General features: G+C 70.8%; 15 protein-coding genes. 2 read left to right on the top strand and 13 right to left on the bottom strand.

Features of this window, described 5'->3' with window-relative positions; genetic code table 11:
* Positions 1–170: 170 nt before the first annotated feature.
* The gene (locus ABZ576_RS29870; protein ID WP_360747548.1) at positions 171–1598 is read right to left on the bottom strand and encodes a hypothetical protein; all 1428 of its coding nucleotides are present in this window, start codon (positions 1596–1598) and stop codon (positions 171–173) included.
* 265 nt (positions 1599–1863) lie between these two features.
* Here ABZ576_RS29870 and ABZ576_RS29865 point away from each other — a divergent pair, with 265 nt between their 5' ends.
* The gene (locus ABZ576_RS29865) at positions 1864–3690 is read left to right on the top strand and encodes an endonuclease/exonuclease/phosphatase family protein (RefSeq protein ID WP_360747545.1); all 1827 of its coding nucleotides are present in this window, start codon (positions 1864–1866) and stop codon (positions 3688–3690) included.
* A 123-nt stretch (positions 3691–3813) separates the two neighbouring features.
* Here ABZ576_RS29865 and ABZ576_RS29860 read toward each other — a convergent pair whose 3' ends face one another.
* On the bottom strand, positions 3814–4356 hold the full coding sequence (locus ABZ576_RS29860) for a DUF3618 domain-containing protein (protein WP_360747543.1): 543 nt from the start codon (positions 4354–4356) through the stop codon (positions 3814–3816).
* The gene (locus ABZ576_RS29855) at positions 4353–4772 is read right to left on the bottom strand and encodes a phage holin family protein (RefSeq protein WP_360747540.1); all 420 of its coding nucleotides are present in this window, start codon (positions 4770–4772) and stop codon (positions 4353–4355) included. Before ABZ576_RS29855 ends, ABZ576_RS29860 begins: the two co-directional genes overlap by 4 nt.
* 310 nt (positions 4773–5082) lie before the next feature.
* Here ABZ576_RS29855 and dapA point away from each other — a divergent pair, with 310 nt between their 5' ends.
* Positions 5083–5982, top strand: a complete 900-nt coding sequence (dapA, locus tag ABZ576_RS29850; RefSeq protein ID WP_360747537.1) for a 4-hydroxy-tetrahydrodipicolinate synthase — start codon at positions 5083–5085, stop codon at positions 5980–5982.
* 87 nt (positions 5983–6069) lie between these two features.
* Here dapA and ABZ576_RS29845 read toward each other — a convergent pair whose 3' ends face one another.
* The 10 genes from ABZ576_RS29845 to ABZ576_RS29800 form a co-directional block, all read right to left on the bottom strand.
* Positions 6070–7416, bottom strand: a complete 1347-nt coding sequence (locus tag ABZ576_RS29845) for an FG-GAP and VCBS repeat-containing protein (RefSeq protein WP_360747534.1) — start codon at positions 7414–7416, stop codon at positions 6070–6072.
* A 314-nt stretch (positions 7417–7730) separates the two neighbouring features.
* Positions 7731–8717, bottom strand: coding sequence for a 2,3,4,5-tetrahydropyridine-2,6-dicarboxylate N-succinyltransferase (dapD, locus tag ABZ576_RS29840; RefSeq protein WP_360747531.1), 987 nt, complete (start codon positions 8715–8717; stop codon positions 7731–7733).
* Positions 8718–9028: 311 nt separating this feature from the next.
* The gene (locus ABZ576_RS29835; RefSeq protein WP_360747528.1) at positions 9029–9361 is read right to left on the bottom strand and encodes a metal-sulfur cluster assembly factor; all 333 of its coding nucleotides are present in this window, start codon (positions 9359–9361) and stop codon (positions 9029–9031) included.
* Entirely contained in the window at positions 9358–9825 is a 468-nt protein-coding gene (sufU, locus tag ABZ576_RS29830; protein WP_360747751.1) for a Fe-S cluster assembly sulfur transfer protein SufU, read from the bottom strand. Before sufU ends, ABZ576_RS29835 begins: the two co-directional genes overlap by 4 nt.
* 15 nt (positions 9826–9840) lie before the next feature.
* Entirely contained in the window at positions 9841–11097 is a 1257-nt protein-coding gene (locus ABZ576_RS29825; protein WP_360747525.1) for a cysteine desulfurase, read from the bottom strand.
* Complete coding sequence (gene sufC, locus ABZ576_RS29820; protein WP_360747522.1) at positions 11094–11858, bottom strand: Fe-S cluster assembly ATPase SufC; 765 nt, start codon at positions 11856–11858, stop codon at positions 11094–11096. Before sufC ends, ABZ576_RS29825 begins: the two co-directional genes overlap by 4 nt.
* Positions 11859–11865: 7 nt before the next feature.
* On the bottom strand, positions 11866–12186 hold the full coding sequence (locus ABZ576_RS29815) for a non-heme iron oxygenase ferredoxin subunit (protein ID WP_360747519.1): 321 nt from the start codon (positions 12184–12186) through the stop codon (positions 11866–11868).
* Positions 12183–13403, bottom strand: coding sequence for a Fe-S cluster assembly protein SufD (gene sufD, locus ABZ576_RS29810; protein WP_360747516.1), 1221 nt, complete (start codon positions 13401–13403; stop codon positions 12183–12185). The genes ABZ576_RS29815 and sufD overlap by 4 nt, the downstream gene beginning before the upstream one ends.
* Before the next feature lie 64 nt (positions 13404–13467).
* Complete coding sequence (gene sufB, locus ABZ576_RS29805) at positions 13468–14889, bottom strand: Fe-S cluster assembly protein SufB (protein WP_360747512.1); 1422 nt, start codon at positions 14887–14889, stop codon at positions 13468–13470.
* Positions 14886–15620 (bottom strand): ArsR family transcriptional regulator, encoded by a 735-nt coding sequence (locus ABZ576_RS29800; RefSeq protein ID WP_360747509.1) that lies wholly within the window; start codon positions 15618–15620, stop codon positions 14886–14888. Before ABZ576_RS29800 ends, sufB begins: the two co-directional genes overlap by 4 nt.
* Positions 15621–15911 lie beyond the last annotated feature (291 nt).

Here is a 15911-nt window from a genome sequence, read left to right as displayed (position 1 = left end):
GACGACGGTCGTAGTGCCGTGGAGGGTGGGGGGCCTCGGTTTCGGCCACACGCTCCCGTCCGTTTTTGAACGGAAGTTGAACGCAGGGCTACTGCCGGGGCGCCTGTTCCATGAATCCGTGTGCGCCCGGCCGGGGCCGGCGCACACACCGTCGTCTCAGGTGGCGGGGGTCATCCGCCCTGCTGGGAGCGTGCCTTGAACGCCGCCTTCCGGGCCTCCTTGGCCACCTTCTTGTCCGGGTGCAGCCGCCCCATCGCGTCGAGCACCTCGGCGGTGGCGGGGTGTCCGACCCGCCAGGCCGCCGCGAAGAACCCGCTGTGCTGCGCGGCCAGCCCCTCCACCAGGGCCTGGAGTTCCTCGGAGTTGCCCTCGGCCTGGAGCTGCGCGGCCACGGTGTCGATGGTCAGCCAGAACACCATCTGCTGTGTCGGTGCCGGCACGCCGGCGGCGCCGCGCTCGCTCAGCCAGACCCGGGCGAGGCCGCCGAGTTCGGGGTCGTCCAGCACCTCCCGCAGCGCGGGTTCGGCCTCGGCGCCCACCAGCGACAGCGCCTGCTGGCAGCGCAGCCTGCGCAGCGGCGCACCCGTGTCCGCGCCGCGGGCGGCCGCGAGCAACTCCCGTGCGGCGGCGAGCGGTTCGCGGCGGGCGAGCCACTGCTCGGTCTCGGCCCGGGCGGCGGACTGCCCGAACCCGGCGGTGCCGTCGAGGAGCGCGTCCGCGCCCTTGTCGACGAGGTCGCCGACGGCCGGCGCGGCGACCCCGGCCTCCAGCAGCCGTGCCCGCAGCCCGTACACGCCGAGCGGGGTGAGGCGGACCATGCCGTAGCGGGAGACGTCGGTGTCGTCCACGGGCGCCGCGGGGTCCTCCGCCGCGTCGGCCATGAGGGCCTCGTCCACCGGCCGGTATTCCACGAGGCCGGCCGGCTCCAGCATCCGGAACTGGTCGTCCAGCCGCATCATCGCGTCGGAGACCTGCTCCAGGACGTCGTTGGTGGGCTCGCCCATGCCGTCGGGGACGATCACGGAGGCGGCCAGCGCGGGCAGCGGGACGGGGCCCTCGCCGGGGCCGTCCTCACTGACGGTCAGCAGGTAGAGGTTGCCGAGGACGCCGTCGAGGAACTCCGCCTCCCCCTCGGGGTCCCAGTCGAGTGACGAGAAATCGACCTCGCCGCCCTCGTCCAGCGCGTCGACCAGCTCGTCCAGGTCGGGGACGCCCGCGTCGGCGATGACGGCCTCCAGCGCGGCGAGCCACACGGAGAGCACGTCCCGCGGGGAGCCGCCGGTGAGCAGTTTCAGCTCCTCCCCCGCCCGGACGGTGCCGGCCTCCTCGTCGGTGATCTCGACCAGGCCGGCGTCGACGGCCGCCCGCCACGCCTCACTGGCGTACGCGGCGGCGTCGTCACCGGTGAGTCCGAGCAGTTCGGCGGCGGCGGGCAGCTGCTCCTCGGCCAGTGCGCCGCCGGCGTCCACGCGGGTCTCCGGTCCGGCCCAGCGGGCGAGGCGGGCGGCCCGGGAGAGCAACGGCGTGGACAGCGCGGCGCGCGCCAGCTCCGCTTCGGGGTGCAGCCGCGCGGGCGGCAAGGGGGAGCTGTCTGACATCGACTGGTTCTCCTCGGACCGTGAAAGGGCTCAGCCGCTCAGCCTAGACGGATTTCCACCCATGCCGCCCGGTTCATCTCCTCGCAGGCATCCGTACATGGCCGAAACCTTGACAACTCGCGGCAGCAGGCAGGAGATTGACGCGCGTAGAAGTTGGGGGGACAACTGTTCACTCGGCTCTACGCGTGTCACGGAGGGCCACGAGCCCCGCACGCTCCCGTTCCACCCTCGTCCCGGCGCTCACGCACGTCCCCGGAGGGATCCCTTGCCGAGCAGGTCTTCCGCGCGCCTCGCCGCGCTCACCGTCGCCGCCGTCTGCAGCGCGGCGTCCGCCGTCGTCCTCACCTCCCCCGCGCACGCCGACTCGGTGCGCGTCCACGATGTCCAGGGCACCACCCGAATATCGCCGTTCGCGGGCCAGAAGGTCACCGACGTGGCGGGCATCGTCACGGCCACGCGCACGTACGGCTCCTCCAAGGGCTTCTGGCTGCAGGACCCGGCCCCCGACGACGACCCGGCCACCAGTGAGGGCGTGTTCGTCTTCACCAGCTCCGCCCCGAAGGTCGCGGTCGGCGACTCGGTGAAGGTGACCGGCACGGTCACCGAGTACGTCCCGGGCGGCGCCTCGTCCGGCAACCAGTCGGTGACGGAGATCACCAAGCCGACGGTCACCACGGTCTCCGCCGGCAACCCGGTCCCGGCGCCGGCCGTCGTCGACGAGGACGCGGTGCCCGACGCGTACGCGCCCGCCGGCGACGCCGCCGCGAACAACTCGATCAACGGCCTGACCCTGGACCCGTCGGCGTACGCGCTGGACCTCTACGAGTCCCTGGAGGGCATGAACGTCCAGGTCGAGGACGTGCGCGTGGTCACCGCGACCGACCCCTACAGCGAGCTGTGGGTGACGGTGAAGCCGCACGAGCACCAGAGCCGCCGGGGCGGCACGGTCTACGGCTCCTACGACTCCCAGAACACCGGCCGGCTCCAGGTCCAGTCACTGGGCCCGACCGCCGACTTCCCGAAGGCGAACGTCGGCGACACCCTCCGGGGCACCACCACCGGACCGCTGGACTTCAACCAGTACGGCGGCTACACGCTCGTGGCGAACACCCTTGGCACGCTCGACAGCGGTGGCCTGGAGCGCGAGACGACGCAGAGGCAGTCGAGCCGCGAGCTGGCGGTGGCGACGTACAACGTCGAGAACCTCGACCCGTCGGACGCCACTTTCGACCAGCACGCCTCCGCGATCGTGAACAACCTCCAGTCGCCGGACATCGTGTCCCTGGAGGAGATCCAGGACAACAACGGCGCCAAGAACGACGGCACGGTCGACGCGAGCGAGACCGTGACCAAGCTGATCGACGCCATCGTCGCGGCGGGCGGCCCGGCGTACGACTGGCGCTCGGTCAACCCGGTCGACGGCCAGGACGGCGGCGAGCCCGGCGGCAACATCCGCCAGGTCTTCCTCTTCAACCCGGAGCGGGTCTCCTTCGTGGACCGGGCGGGCGGCGACTCGACCACCGCGACCGGCGTCGCCAAGGAGCACGGCAAGGCCCGGCTGACGGTCTCGCCGGGCCGGATCGACCCGGCGAACGCGGCCTGGAACAACAGCCGCAAGCCGCTCGCGGGCGAGTTCGCCTTCCGCGGCAAGACCGTCTTCGTGATCGCCAACCACTTCAACTCCAAGGGCGGCGACCAGGGCCTGGCCTCGCAGTACCAGCCGCCGGTGCGCAGCTCGGAGATCCAGCGGCACGCCCAGGCGACCGCGGTCAACGCGTTCGTCAAGGACATCCTGTCCGTCCAGAAGAACGCGGACGTCATCGCGCTCGGCGACATCAACGACTTCGAGTTCTCCGGGACCGCGCGGATCCTGGAGGGCGACGGCGAGCTGTGGTCGGCGATCAAGTCGCTGCCGAAGAGCGAGCGTTACAGCTACGACTACCAGGGCAACCAGCAGGTGCTGGACCAGATCCTGGTCAGCCCGTCGATCCGTCGCGGCTGTGACCTGGAGTACGACAGCGTGCACGTCAACGCGGAGTTCCACGACCAGATCAGCGACCACGACCCGCAGGTGCTGCGGTTCCGGCCGTGACACGAGTGCGGCTCCGGACCTGACGGGGTGGCGGTTCCGGCCGTGACGCGACGGCGGTCGCGGACCTGGCACGGCGGCGGGGCCGGCCGGGCGGTGTGCCCGGCCGGCCCCGCCGTGTCCTGTTCAGCTACGGCAGCTCCGGCGGTCGATCCTGCGCCAGATCACGGCCGCGGCGACGGCGCAGCCGCCCGCCGCACCCATGATCAGGACCGGCCTCGGGTGCCGCCGCGCGGCGCCCATGACGGACCGGACCGGCCGCGGCACCCGCAGGTCGTCCCGCGCGGTGCGACCGGCCCGCGCGGCCCGGTCGTGCAGGGCGTGCCCGCCCTGCCCGGCCCGCTCCTGCACCAGGTGACCGGCCTTCGTCATCCGTCCCTGCGCGCTGTGGCCGACCTGCGCGGCCCGTTCCTGCACGAGGTGGCCCGCCTTGACCGCCCGGTCCTGCATCCCGTGCCCCGCCTGGGCGGCGCTCACCCGCAGCTGGACGGTCATGGCGCCGGCCTTGTCCCGCAGGTCGCCGGCCCGGGCCCGGGCCCGGCCCTTCACATCGGCCCGCTCCACCAGCTGGGCGACGGTGTCACCGAGCTGGCCGCGGGTGTGTTCGATCTGGCGCCGCAGTTCGTCGGGGCCCTTGGCGCCCGAGCCGTGCGGGTTCTTCTGGGTCATCGGTGTGCCCTTTCCCTGATCGCGTCGACGTCCGCCCGGACGCTGTCCAGGGTCTTCTCGGGTGTGGGCGGGGCGGCCCGGCGCAGCTGGGCGCGGCCGGTCGCGGCCAGCACGCCGGCCACCACGAAGAAGACCGCGGCGACGATCAGTGCCGCCGCCCACACGGGGAGTGCCAGTGAGACGGCGGCGGTGGCCGCTCCGGCCAGGACGATCAGGCCGGCGTAGCCGACGGCGCCCGCGGCGCCCAGCAGTCCGCCGCCGCGCCCGGCCCGGCGTCCCTTCTCGGTCAGCTCCTCCTTGGCGAGGGCCACCTCCTGCCGCAGGAGCCGGGAAAGCTGTTCGGTGGCCTGGCCGACGAGTTCGCCCGTGGAGGGGTGCCCGTCGGCCGCGGGCCGTGCGTGCGAGGTCACGGTCACGGTGTCCGCCTCCTTCCTGTGCGGAGCGTCCGGGTACCCGCACGGGTGGCCCTTAGCCCTGCCCGGCGCCGCCCGGCCCCGCGGTCGCCGACGCGGGCGAGTTGGACCGGAAGCAGCCGGGCCGCGCCCGCAACCGGGCTTTCCCGCGCGACGGGTTCGGGGACTCCGGGGCCCGGGGCGGGGTCAACTCGGCGGCCGCCGCTCGGACGCGGGAGGTTCCGGCCACACCGTCAACCTCTCAGCGTTCCTTATCTGTATCCCTAAGAAGAATTAAGTAGAGCTTCACGAACGTGCCGCCGAGACTACTCCCATGACGAGTACCCGCAAGCCCGCTCCGTTCGGCCGCACCCTCTGCGCGATGATCACGCCGCTCACCGGGGCGGGCGCCCTGGATTTGGACGGCGCCCAGCGGCTGGCCGCACGGCTGGTGGCCGGGGGCTGCGACGGCCTGGTGCTCAACGGCACCACCGGCGAGTCGCCCACCACCACCGACGAGGAGAAGACCCGGCTGGTGGCGGCCGTCCGGGAGGCGGTCGGCGACCGGGCTTCGCTGATCGCGGGCGTGGGCACGTCCGACACCCGGCACACCGTGGAGCTGGCGCTCGCGGCCGGCAAGGCGGGCGCGGACGGCGTCCTGGTGGTGACGCCGTACTACAGCAGGCCGCCGCAGGAGTCCGTGGCCGCGCACTTCCGCCAGGTCGCCGACGCGAGCGACGTGCCCGTGATGCTCTACGACATCCCCGGCCGCACCGGCACCCGGATCGAGCCGGACACCATGATCCGCCTGGCGGAGCACCCGCGGATCGTGGCCGTCAAGGACTGCTCCTACGACTTCCTCGGCGCCCAGAAGGTGCTGGCCGCGACGGACCTGGCCTACTACGCGGGCTGCGACGAGCACGTACTGGCGCTCTACGCGGTCGGCGCGGCGGGCTGTGTGAGCACGGTGGCGAACGCCGTACCGGCGCACGTCGCCGCGATCCTGGCCGCGTTCGACGCGGGGGACACGGCCCGGGCGAGCGCGCTCCAGCTGGCGCTGACACCGCTGGTCGAGGCCATGATGGGCGCGGGTCTGCCCGGCACGGTCACCGCCAAGGCGCTGCTGGCCCGCCTCGGGCTGCCCGCCGGCCCGGTGCGCGCACCGCTGCTGCCCGCCGGCCGGGAGACGGCCGACGGGCTGCTGGCGCGGTACGAGGCGCTCACCGGGGTGTGATCACCGTCCGGCGGACACCGGCTGCCAGGTGCGCCCGCACTCGTACGAACAAGGCGAACCCCCGGGCAGCTGGGCGGGAGGCCGGGCCTACTGGAGCATGCCCCAGATGAGGTCGGAGTCGGCGTCGGTCACACCGGTCGTGGTGACGCCGGACGACGTGCCGGGGAAGCGCAGCGCGCCGTTGATGGCGCCGACGTAGAGGTCGGCCTTGCCGTCGCGGTTGGTGTCGCGGAGGCGGACCGGATCGCCGAAGCAGTCGTTCCATGCGACGTCGCCGGGGACGCCGGCGGTGTTGCGGGCGAGCCACTGGGAGTTGGTGCCGGTGATCCCGCTCGCGCTGCCGCGCAGGACGTGGACGCCGCCCTCGGTCGTCTCCTGGCTGATCTTCTCTCCGTAGGCGCCGATCGCGAGGTCCTTGTAGCCGTCGCCGTTGATGTCGGCGGCCGAGACGGAGGAGCCGAACAGGTCGTCGGACTCCGGGGTGCCGGCGACGTTGGCGGTGGCCTGCGTGATACGGACGGCGGTGGCGGGGCCGGCGGAGGAGCCGTACCAGATGGACACCCGGCCCTGGTAGTCGTTGTACATCTGGCTGCCCGCCGCGAGGTCCCCGTAGCCGTCCTTGTTGAAGTCGGCGATCACCGCCTCGCTGGGGTCGCCGTAGTTCGTGACGAGGCGCAGGGTCTTGCCCGCGCTGAGCGGGGAGCCGCCCTTGATGAACCACGCGTCCGTGCCGAAGTTGTTGGGCTCGTCGTTGATCCCGATGATCACCAGATCGGTCTTGGAGTCACCGTTCATGTTGCCCGCGACCAGGGACGTGGGCGCGAATCTCGTCGTCTTGTCGTGGCTGGTGACCGAGCCTGCCGCACCGGTGCGCGTGATGCTGCGGTAGACGTAGACCTTGCTCCCGCTGATCGCGGCCAGGTCCTTCTTGCCGTCCCCGTTGAAGTCCCCGGCGGCGAGGTCGAGGCCGAAGCGGGCGTTCGACACCTTGGCGCCGGCGTTGGGGATCGCGGTGCCACCCGAGAGGCCGGTCGCGCTTCCCCACAGGATGACGACGCCGCCCTCGTCCGTGCGTCCGTCGACGTCCTCGCGCGACACCGACACGGCGAGGTCCCCGTATCCGTCGGCGTTGAAGTCGGCGGGCACCCGGACGTCGCCGAACTGGTCCTCCGTCTCGTCGGTGCCGGGGACACCGGGGCTGTCCTGGGTGATCACCTGGGTCTGGGTGCCGGGTCCGGAGGCGGTACCGAAGGTGATCCGGACGCCACCGCCCTTGCTGTACTGCTCGTAGGTGTAGCCGGCGTAGTCGCGGTAACCGTCGCCGTTGAAGTCGTCCGCATACTTGGCCGCCGCCGCGCCGGCGGGAGGCGCCGCGAGGACGGGGGCGAGGGACGCCACGAGGAGCGCCGCGCAGGCTGCGGGGCGAATGCGCATGAAGTGTTCTCCTGATGATTCCGTGCGACCGCTTCTGTGCCGATTGATGTCTCGGGGACCACGGAGACAGGAGCGGTTGATGATCAGGAGACAGTCGGACGGGGGGAAAGGTTGCAGGCGGCACGGCCTTGTTTCGGTGGCACGGCCGGCCGTACGACGCGGGTCCCGGGCTCTCGGACGCACGAGCGCCCTCCCGGGCCGTTCTCGGGCCGTGGGAGGGCGCTCAACGATGACCGACGCCGACAGCCACCGATGGCTCGGCAGCAGGTCAGGCGTTGATCGAGGAGGCGGCCGCAGGTCACGGCCGCCGGTGGTCAGTTGTGGCTGTGCAGGATGTCGTTCAGGCCGCCCCAGACCGCGTTGTTCGGGCGGGCCTCGACGGTGCCGGTGACCGAGTTGCGGCGGAAGAGGATGTTGGAGGCGCCGTTCAGCTCGCGGGCCTTGACGATCTGGCCGTCGGGCATGGTGACGCGGGTGCCCGCGGTGATGTAGAGGCCGGCCTCGACCACGCACTCGTCGCCGAGGGCGATGCCGACGCCCGCCTCGGCGCCGATCAGGCAGCGCTCTCCGATGGAGATGATCACGTTGCCGCCGCCGGACAGGGTGCCCATCGTGGAGGCGCCGCCGCCGATGTCCGAGCCGTCGCCGACCACGACACCCGCGGAGATACGGCCCTCGACCATGGAGGTGCCGAGCGTGCCGGCGTTGAAGTTGACGAAGCCCTCGTGCATCACGGTCGTGCCCGCCGCGAGGTGCGCGCCCAGCCGGACCCGGTCGGCGTCGGCGATGCGCACGCCCTTGGGGGCGACGTAGTCCGTCATGCGCGGGAACTTGTCGATCGAGGTCACCTGGAGGTGCAGGCCCTCCGCGCGGGCGTTCAGCCGCACCTTCTCGAGGTCGTCCACGGCGACCGGGCCGAGCGAGGTCCAGGCGACGTTGGCGAGGTGGCCGAAGATGCCGTCCAGGCTCTGGCCGTGCGGCTTGACCAGGCGGTGCGACAGCAGGTGCAGGCGCAGGTAGACGTCGTGCGCGTCGATCGGCTTGTCGTCCAGCGAGGCGATGACCGTGCGGACCGCGACCACCTCGACGCCCCGGCGGGCGTCCGGGCCGGTCGCCGCGGTCGCGCCGCCGCCCAGCAGCTCCGCCGCCCGCTCGGCGGTCAGCCGCTCGGTGCCGGCCGGGCCCGGCTCCTCGACCAGCTCGGGGGCCGGGAACCAGGTGTCGAGAACGGTGCCGTCGGAGGCGATCGTGGCGAGGCCGGCGGCGACGGCGCCGGTGGTACGGGTTGCAGACTCGGTCATGGAGGAAAACCTAACGTGGGCGGGGTGGTGAGGGCGAACCGTGTCTCACGTGCCGGGCGCCGCTTCAGGGGATCAGCCGGGCCGGCATGGCGCGCGTGTACTCCTCGTCGTACGAACCGCCCGTCGGCAGTACCCGGAGGCAGCCGCCGTCCATCTGGGCGAGCAGCGCCCGGGCCGGCCGTGACCGGGGCGGTGCGCCGGGGATCAGTGCGTCGCCCCGCCCGGGTTGAGCACCACCACTGCGGCGATGATCCGGCGGCACGGAAAAGCGGCGGCACCCCTGGTGCCGCCGCTTCACACGCGCGGTGCGGTCAGACGTTGAACCCGAGCGCCCGGAGCTGCTCCCGGCCGTCGTCCGTGATCTTGTCCGGCCCCCACGGCGGCATCCAGACCCAGTTGATCCGGAGCTCGTTGACGAGGCCGTCCGTCGCGGACCTGGCCTGGTCCTCGATGACGTCCGTCAGCGGGCAGGCCGCGGAGGTGAGCGTCATGTCGACGGTCGCGATGTTCGACTCGTCGATGTGGATGCCGTAGATCAGACCGAGATTGACGACGTCGATGCCCAGCTCGGGGTCGACCACGTCCATCAGGGCCTCACGGAGTTCTTCCTCCGAGGCCGGCTTCATCTCAGCGGTTTCGGTCATGCCGTCTTCCTTTCGGCGTCGGCGCCACCCAGCGCCTGGGCCGTCGCGTCCTTCCACGCCATCCAGCTGAGGAGGGCGCACTTGACCCGCGCGGGGTACTTGGAGACACCGGCGAACGCCACGGCGTCCTCCAGGATGTCCTCCATCGCGTCGTCGGGCTCGATCCGGCCCTTGGACTGCATCAGCTCCAGGAAGGTCTCCTGGATCTTCTGCGCGTCGGCCAGCTCCTTGCCGACGAGGAGCTCGTTCAGCACGGAGGCCGAGGCCTGGCTGATGGAGCATCCCTGACCCTCGTACGAGACGTCCTCGATCCTGTCACCGTCGTACTTCACGCGAAGGGTGATCTCGTCGCCGCACGTCGGGTTCACGTGGTGCACCTCGGCGTCGCCATCCCTCAGACCACGCCCGTGCGGGTTCTTGTAGTGGTCCAGGATGACTTCCTGGTACATGGAGTCCAGCTTCACGTCAGCCAACGCCCTTCAGCCGAAGAAGTTCCGTACGTGCTCCAGGCCGTCGACCAGAGCGTCGATCTCGGCCGGCGTGGAGTACAGATAGAACGACGCTCGCGTGGTCGCAGGAATTCCGTACCGCAGGCACACCGGCCGCGCGCAGTGGTGGCCGACCCGGACCGCGATGCCCTGCTCGTCGAGGACCTGGCCCACGTCGTGCGGGTGGATGTCGCCCAGCGTGAAGGAGATCGCCGCGCCCCGGTCCTCGGCCGTCGTCGGGCCGATGATCCTGAGGTCCGGGACCTCGGCCAGGCGCTTGACCGCGTACTCCGTCAGCGCGTGCTCGTGGGCGAGGATCTTGTCCATGCCGATCGACTCGAGGTAGTCGATGGCCGCGCCGAGACCGACCGCCTGGGCGATCGGCGGCGTGCCCGCCTCGAACTTGTGCGGCGCCGGGGCGTAGGTGGACGAGTGCATCGAGACCGTCTCGATCATCTCACCGCCGCCGAGGAACGGAGGCAGGTCCTCCAGCAGCTCCTGGCGGCCCCAGAGCACGCCGATGCCCGTCGGACCGCACATCTTGTGGCCGGTGAAGGCCACGAAGTCGGCCTGGAGGGCCTGCACGTCCAGCGGCATGTGGGGCGCGGCCTGGGAGGCGTCGATGCAGACGAGCGCACCGACCTCCTGGGCGCGGCGGATTATCGTCTCGACGGGGTTGACCGTGCCCAGGATGTTCGACACCAGCACGAAGGAGACGATCTTCGTCTTCTCGGTGATGATCTCGTCGATGTTGGACAGGTCGAGCCGGCCGTCGTCGGTCAGGCCGAACCACTTCAGCTTCGCGCCCGTACGCTGCGACAGCAGCTGCCACGGCACGATGTTGGAGTGGTGCTCCATCTCCGTGATGACGATCTCGGTCTCGTGGTCCACCCGGTAGGGCTCGTCGGCCCAGCCCAGCATGTTCGCCACGAGGTTCAGCGACTCGGAGGCGTTCTTGGTGAAGATCACCTCGTCGCGGCTCGGCGCGTTGATGAACGCGGCGACCTTGTCGCGCGCGCCCTCGTACAGCGCCGTGGCCTCCTCGGCGAGCACATGCACACCGCGGTGGACGTTGGCGTTGTGCTGTTCGTAGTACTCGGAGAGCACGTCGAGGACCTGGCGCGGGGTCTGCGAGGTCGCCGCGTTGTCCAGGTACACGAGCTTCTTGCCGTCGTGGATCAGGCGGTCGAGGACGGGGAAGTCCTTGCGGATCGCCTCGGTGTCGAGGAGGCCCGGCAGCTGTGTCACGCGGATGCGCCACCCTTCACGTATGCCTCGTAGCCCTCGTTCTCCAGCTTGTCCGCGAGCTCCGGACCGCCGGACTCGACGATGCGGCCGCCGGCGAACACGTGGACGTGGTCGGGCTTGATGTAGCGCAGGATGCGCGTGTAGTGCGTGATCAGCAGGGTGCCGACCTCGCCGGTCTCGCGGACGCGGTTGACGCCCTCGGAGACGATACGGAGAGCGTCGACGTCCAGGCCGGAGTCGGTCTCGTCCAGGACCGCGACCTTCGGCTTGAGCAGCTCCAGCTGAAGAATCTCGTGGCGCTTCTTCTCACCGCCGGAGAAGCCCTCGTTGACGTTGCGCTCGGCGAAGGCCGGGTCCATGTTGAGGCGCTCCATGGCCTCCTTGACCTCCTTCACCCAGGTGCGCAGCTTGGGGGCCTCGCCGCGGATGGCGGTGGCGGAGGTGCGCAGGAAGTTGGAGACCGAGACGCCGGGGACCTCGACCGGGTACTGCATCGCGAGGAACAGGCCCGCGCGGGCGCGCTCGTCGACGGACATCTCCAGGACGTCCTCGCCGTCGAGGGTGACGGTGCCGCCGGTGATCGTGTACTTGGGGTGACCCGCGAGGGAGTAGGCGAGGGTCGACTTGCCGGAGCCGTTGGGGCCCATGATGGCGTGCGTCTCGCCCTGCTTCACGGTGAGGTCGACGCCCTTGAGGATCTCCTTCGTGGCGTTGTCGGCCTCGACGGTGACGTGCAGGTCTCGGATTTCAAGCGTTGCCATGGGTGCCTCAGGACTCCTGGGTGAGGGAGACGAGCACGTCGTCCCCTTCGATCTTTACGGGGTATACGGGGACGGGGCGCGTCGCGGGGAGGCCGGACGGCTTGCCGGTGCGCAGGTCGAAGGCGGAGCCGTGCAGCCAGCACTCGATCTGGCAGTCCTCCACCTCGCCCTCGGAGAGGGAGACGTTCGCGTGCGAGCAGATGTCGTGGATCGCGAACACCTCGCCCTCGGTCTTCACGACCGAGACCGGCGTGCCGTCGAGTTCCACCCGCTTCGGGGTGTCCTCCTCCAGCTCGCTCAGCGCGCAGGCGCGTACGAACGACGTCATGCGACCGACGCCTCCAGCTCTTCCTCGATCTTGGCGAGCAGGCGCTCCTCGATGTCGGCGACACCGATCTGCTGGACCAGCTCGGCGAAGAAGCCGCGGACCACCAGGCGGCGGGCCTCGTGCTCCGGGATGCCGCGGGCCATCAGGTAGAAGAGCTGCTCGTCGTCGAAGCGGCCGGTGGCGGAGGCGTGGCCGGCGCCGACGATCTCGCCGGTCTCGATCTCCAGGTTCGGCACCGAGTCGACGCGCGCGCCGTCCGTGAGGACGAGGTTGCGGTTCATCTCGTAGGTGTCCGTGCCCTCGGCGCTGGCCTCGATGAGCACGTCGCCGATCCAGACCGCGTGCGCGTCGTCGCCCTGGAGCGCGCCCTTGTACACGACGTTCGACTTGCAGTGCGGCGTGTTGTGGGTAACCAGCAGGCGGTGCTCCTGGTGCTGCCCGGAGTCGGTGAAGTACAGGCCGAACAGCTCGGCCTCGCCACCGGGGCCGGCGTACTCCACGCGCGGGTGCAGGCGGACCACGTCGCCGCCGAAGGTCACCACCACGGACTTGAAGGAGGCGTCCCGGCCGACCAGCGCGTTGTGCTGGGCGACGTGGACGGCCTCGTCGGCCCAGTCCTGGACGGAGACGACGGTCAGCTTGGCGCCGTCGCCCAGGACGTAGTCGACGTTGGCGGCGAGCACCGCGTCGCCGGTGTGGTCGATGACCACGACGGCCTCGGCGAAGGCGCCCAGCTCGATCACCTGGTGGGCGAAGCAGGTGCCGCCCTGGCCGTGCACCGCGATGCGGATCGGCTCGGTGAGGACGGTCTCCTTCGGGACGGTCACGACCGAGGCCTTCTCGAAGGCGGAGTACGCCTGGGCGGCCACGCGGTCCACCGGGGTGCCCGCCTTGCCGAGCCGCGCGTCGTCGCGGCCGACGGTCTCGACGGTGACGCCCTCGGGCGCCCGGACGTCGACCTTCACACCGTCGCCGGCGGCGACGGCGGTGCCGTCGTGCAGCCCGCGCAGGCGCTCCAGCGGGGTGAACCGCCATTCCTCCTCACGGCCGTGCGGGACCGGGAAGTCCGCGACGTCGAAGGAGGGGGGCGCGCTCATGCGCGAGACGACGGTCGACTCCGCGGCGACCGCGATCGAGCCGGCGGTGGTGGAGCCCACCGGTGGGGGTCCCCCCGCGCGAGCGGAGCCGAGCGTGGGGGAGTTCTGGGCCTCAGCCATGGCTGTCGTTGTGCTCTCTTCCTGCGTCAAGAAATCTGCGTGCTGCCTGCGGGCGGGCCGGTGACTAACCGACCGCGCCCTCCATCTGCAGCTCGATCAGCCGGTTGAGCTCCAGCGCGTACTCCATCGGCAGCTCCTTGGCGATCGGCTCGACGAAGCCGCGCACGATCATCGCCATCGCCTCGTCCTCGGAGAGGCCGCGGCTCATCAGGTAGAAGAGCTGGTCCTCGGAGACCTTGGAGACGGTGGCCTCGTGGCCCATGGAGACGTCGTCCTCGCGGACGTCGACGTACGGGTACGTGTCCGACCGGGAGATGGTGTCGACCAGCAGCGCGTCGCACAGCACGTTCGACTTCGAGCCCGGGGCGCCCTCGCCGATCTCGATCAGACCGCGGTAGGAGGTGCGGCCGCCACCGCGCGCCACCGACTTGGAGACGATGTTGGACGACGTGTTCGGCGCCATGTGGACCATCTTGGCGCCCGCGTCCTGGTGCTGGCCCTCGCCCGCGAAGGCGATGGACAGGGTCTCGCCCTTGGCGTGCTCGCCCATCAGGTAGACGGCCGGGTACTTCATCGTCACCTTGGAGCCGATGTTGCCGTCGATCCACTCCATGGTCGCGCCCTCGTAGGCGACGGCGCGCTTGGTGACCAGGTTGTAGACGTTGTTCGACCAGTTCTGGATGGTCGTGTAGCGGCAGCGGGCGTTCTTCTTGACGATGATCTCGACGACCGCGGAGTGCAGCGAGTCGGACTTGTAGATCGGGGCCGTACAACCCTCGACGTAGTGCACGTAGGCACCCTCGTCCACGATGATCAGGGTCCGCTCGAACTGGCCCATGTTCTCCGTGTTGATGCGGAAGTAGGCCTGGAGCGGGATCTCGACGTGCACGCCCTTCGGCACGTAGATGAAGGAGCCGCCGGACCACACGGCGGTGTTCAGCGCGGCGAACTTGTTGTCACCGGCCGGGATGACCGTGCCGAAGTACTCCTTGAAGAGCTCCGGGTGCTCCTTCAGGGCGGTGTCGGTGTCGAGGAAGATGACGCCCTGCTCCTCCAGGTCCTCGCGGATCTGGTGGTAGACGACCTCCGACTCGTACTGGGCGGCGACACCGGCGACCAGGCGCTGCTTCTCGGCCTCGGGGATGCCCAGCTTGTCGTAGGTGTTCTTGATGTCCTCGGGCAGGTCCTCCCAGGACTCCGCCTGCTTCTCCGTGGAGCGCACGAAGTACTTGATGTTGTCGAAGTCGATGCCCGAGAGGTCGGAGCCCCAGTTCGGCATCGGCTTCTTCTCGAAGAGCTTCAGGCCCTTCAGGCGCAGCTTGGTCATCCACTCCGGCTCGGACTTCTTGCCCGAGATGTCGCGGACGACGTCCTCGTTCAGGCCACGGCGCGCGGACGCACCGGCCACGTCGGAGTCGGCCCAGCCGTATTCGTACTTGCCCAGGCCCTCGAGTTCGGGGTGAGCAGTCTCCGTGGGGAGAGTCATGCGGGGTTCCTCCCGGCCGTGCTTGCAGGTGCGTCAGTGGAAATCTTGGGGATGAACGTCGTGCAGACGCCGTCGCCGTGCGCGATGGTCGCCAGCCGCTGGACGTGGGTACCCAGCAGCTCGGCGAAGATCTCCGTCTCCGCCTCGCACAGCTGCGGGAACTGCTCCGCGACGTGGGCGACCGGGCAGTGGTGCTGGCAGAGCTGCTCGCCGACCGGTGCGCTGCGCGCCGTAGCAGCGTACCCGTCGGCGCTCAGCGCCCTGGCCAGCGCTTCGGCGCGCTTGTCCGGGGTCACGGCCTCGATCGCCTCGCGGTACACGCTCGCCTGGGCGGCGATCCGGGCGCGGGCGAAGGCGGCGACCGCCTCGGGGCCGCCGCCCTGCTCCGCGATCCAGCGGAGCGCGTCCGCGGCGAGCTTGTCGTAGGACTGGTCGAAGGCGTCCCGGCCGCAGTCGGTGAGCGCGAAGACCTTCGCGGGGCGGCCGCGCGTGCGCGTGCCGTACACGCGCTGCTCGCGCGCCTCCACGACGTCGTCGGCCACCAGTGCGTCCAGGTGACGACGGACGGCCGCCTGGGTGAGTCCCAGCCGGCCGGCGAGTTCGGCGACGGTCGAGGGCCCGTGATCCAGGATGGACCGCGCGACCCGGTTGCGCGTCGAGCGCTCACCGGTCGCTAGCTCCTCCTGAGGGGCCCCCGTGGGGGTCTCCCGAGCCTCGCCGACGTTTTTCACAACGCCATTGTTGCGTAATTCCTCGGAGCCTGACAAGCGCCGTCCGGATCATCGGGCGGTGCCCTGCGTCACTTAGGTATACCTAATCTGACCTGCGCAAACGATCTTCTGATCGATCATTCCAGGCCGCTCCGGAGACCGCTCCGAGGGCGCCCGCGGGCACTCCCCCGCACGGCGTCGGACCAGGGCCGCACCCCCTCCGACCGGCCCAGTTGCCACGCGGGGGACCCTCGCCGCCGGCCCGCGCCCGACCGGGGCGGGCAGTGGCGGGAACCTCCCCGCGCGCCGGAC

Origin of the sequence: Streptomyces sp. NPDC013455, assembly GCF_040632975.1 — a bacterium.
Taxonomy (GTDB): domain Bacteria; phylum Actinomycetota; class Actinomycetes; order Streptomycetales; family Streptomycetaceae; genus Streptomyces.
The sequence above is the reverse complement of the archived record's forward strand: the minus strand, read 5'-3'. Positions and strand labels throughout refer to the sequence as shown.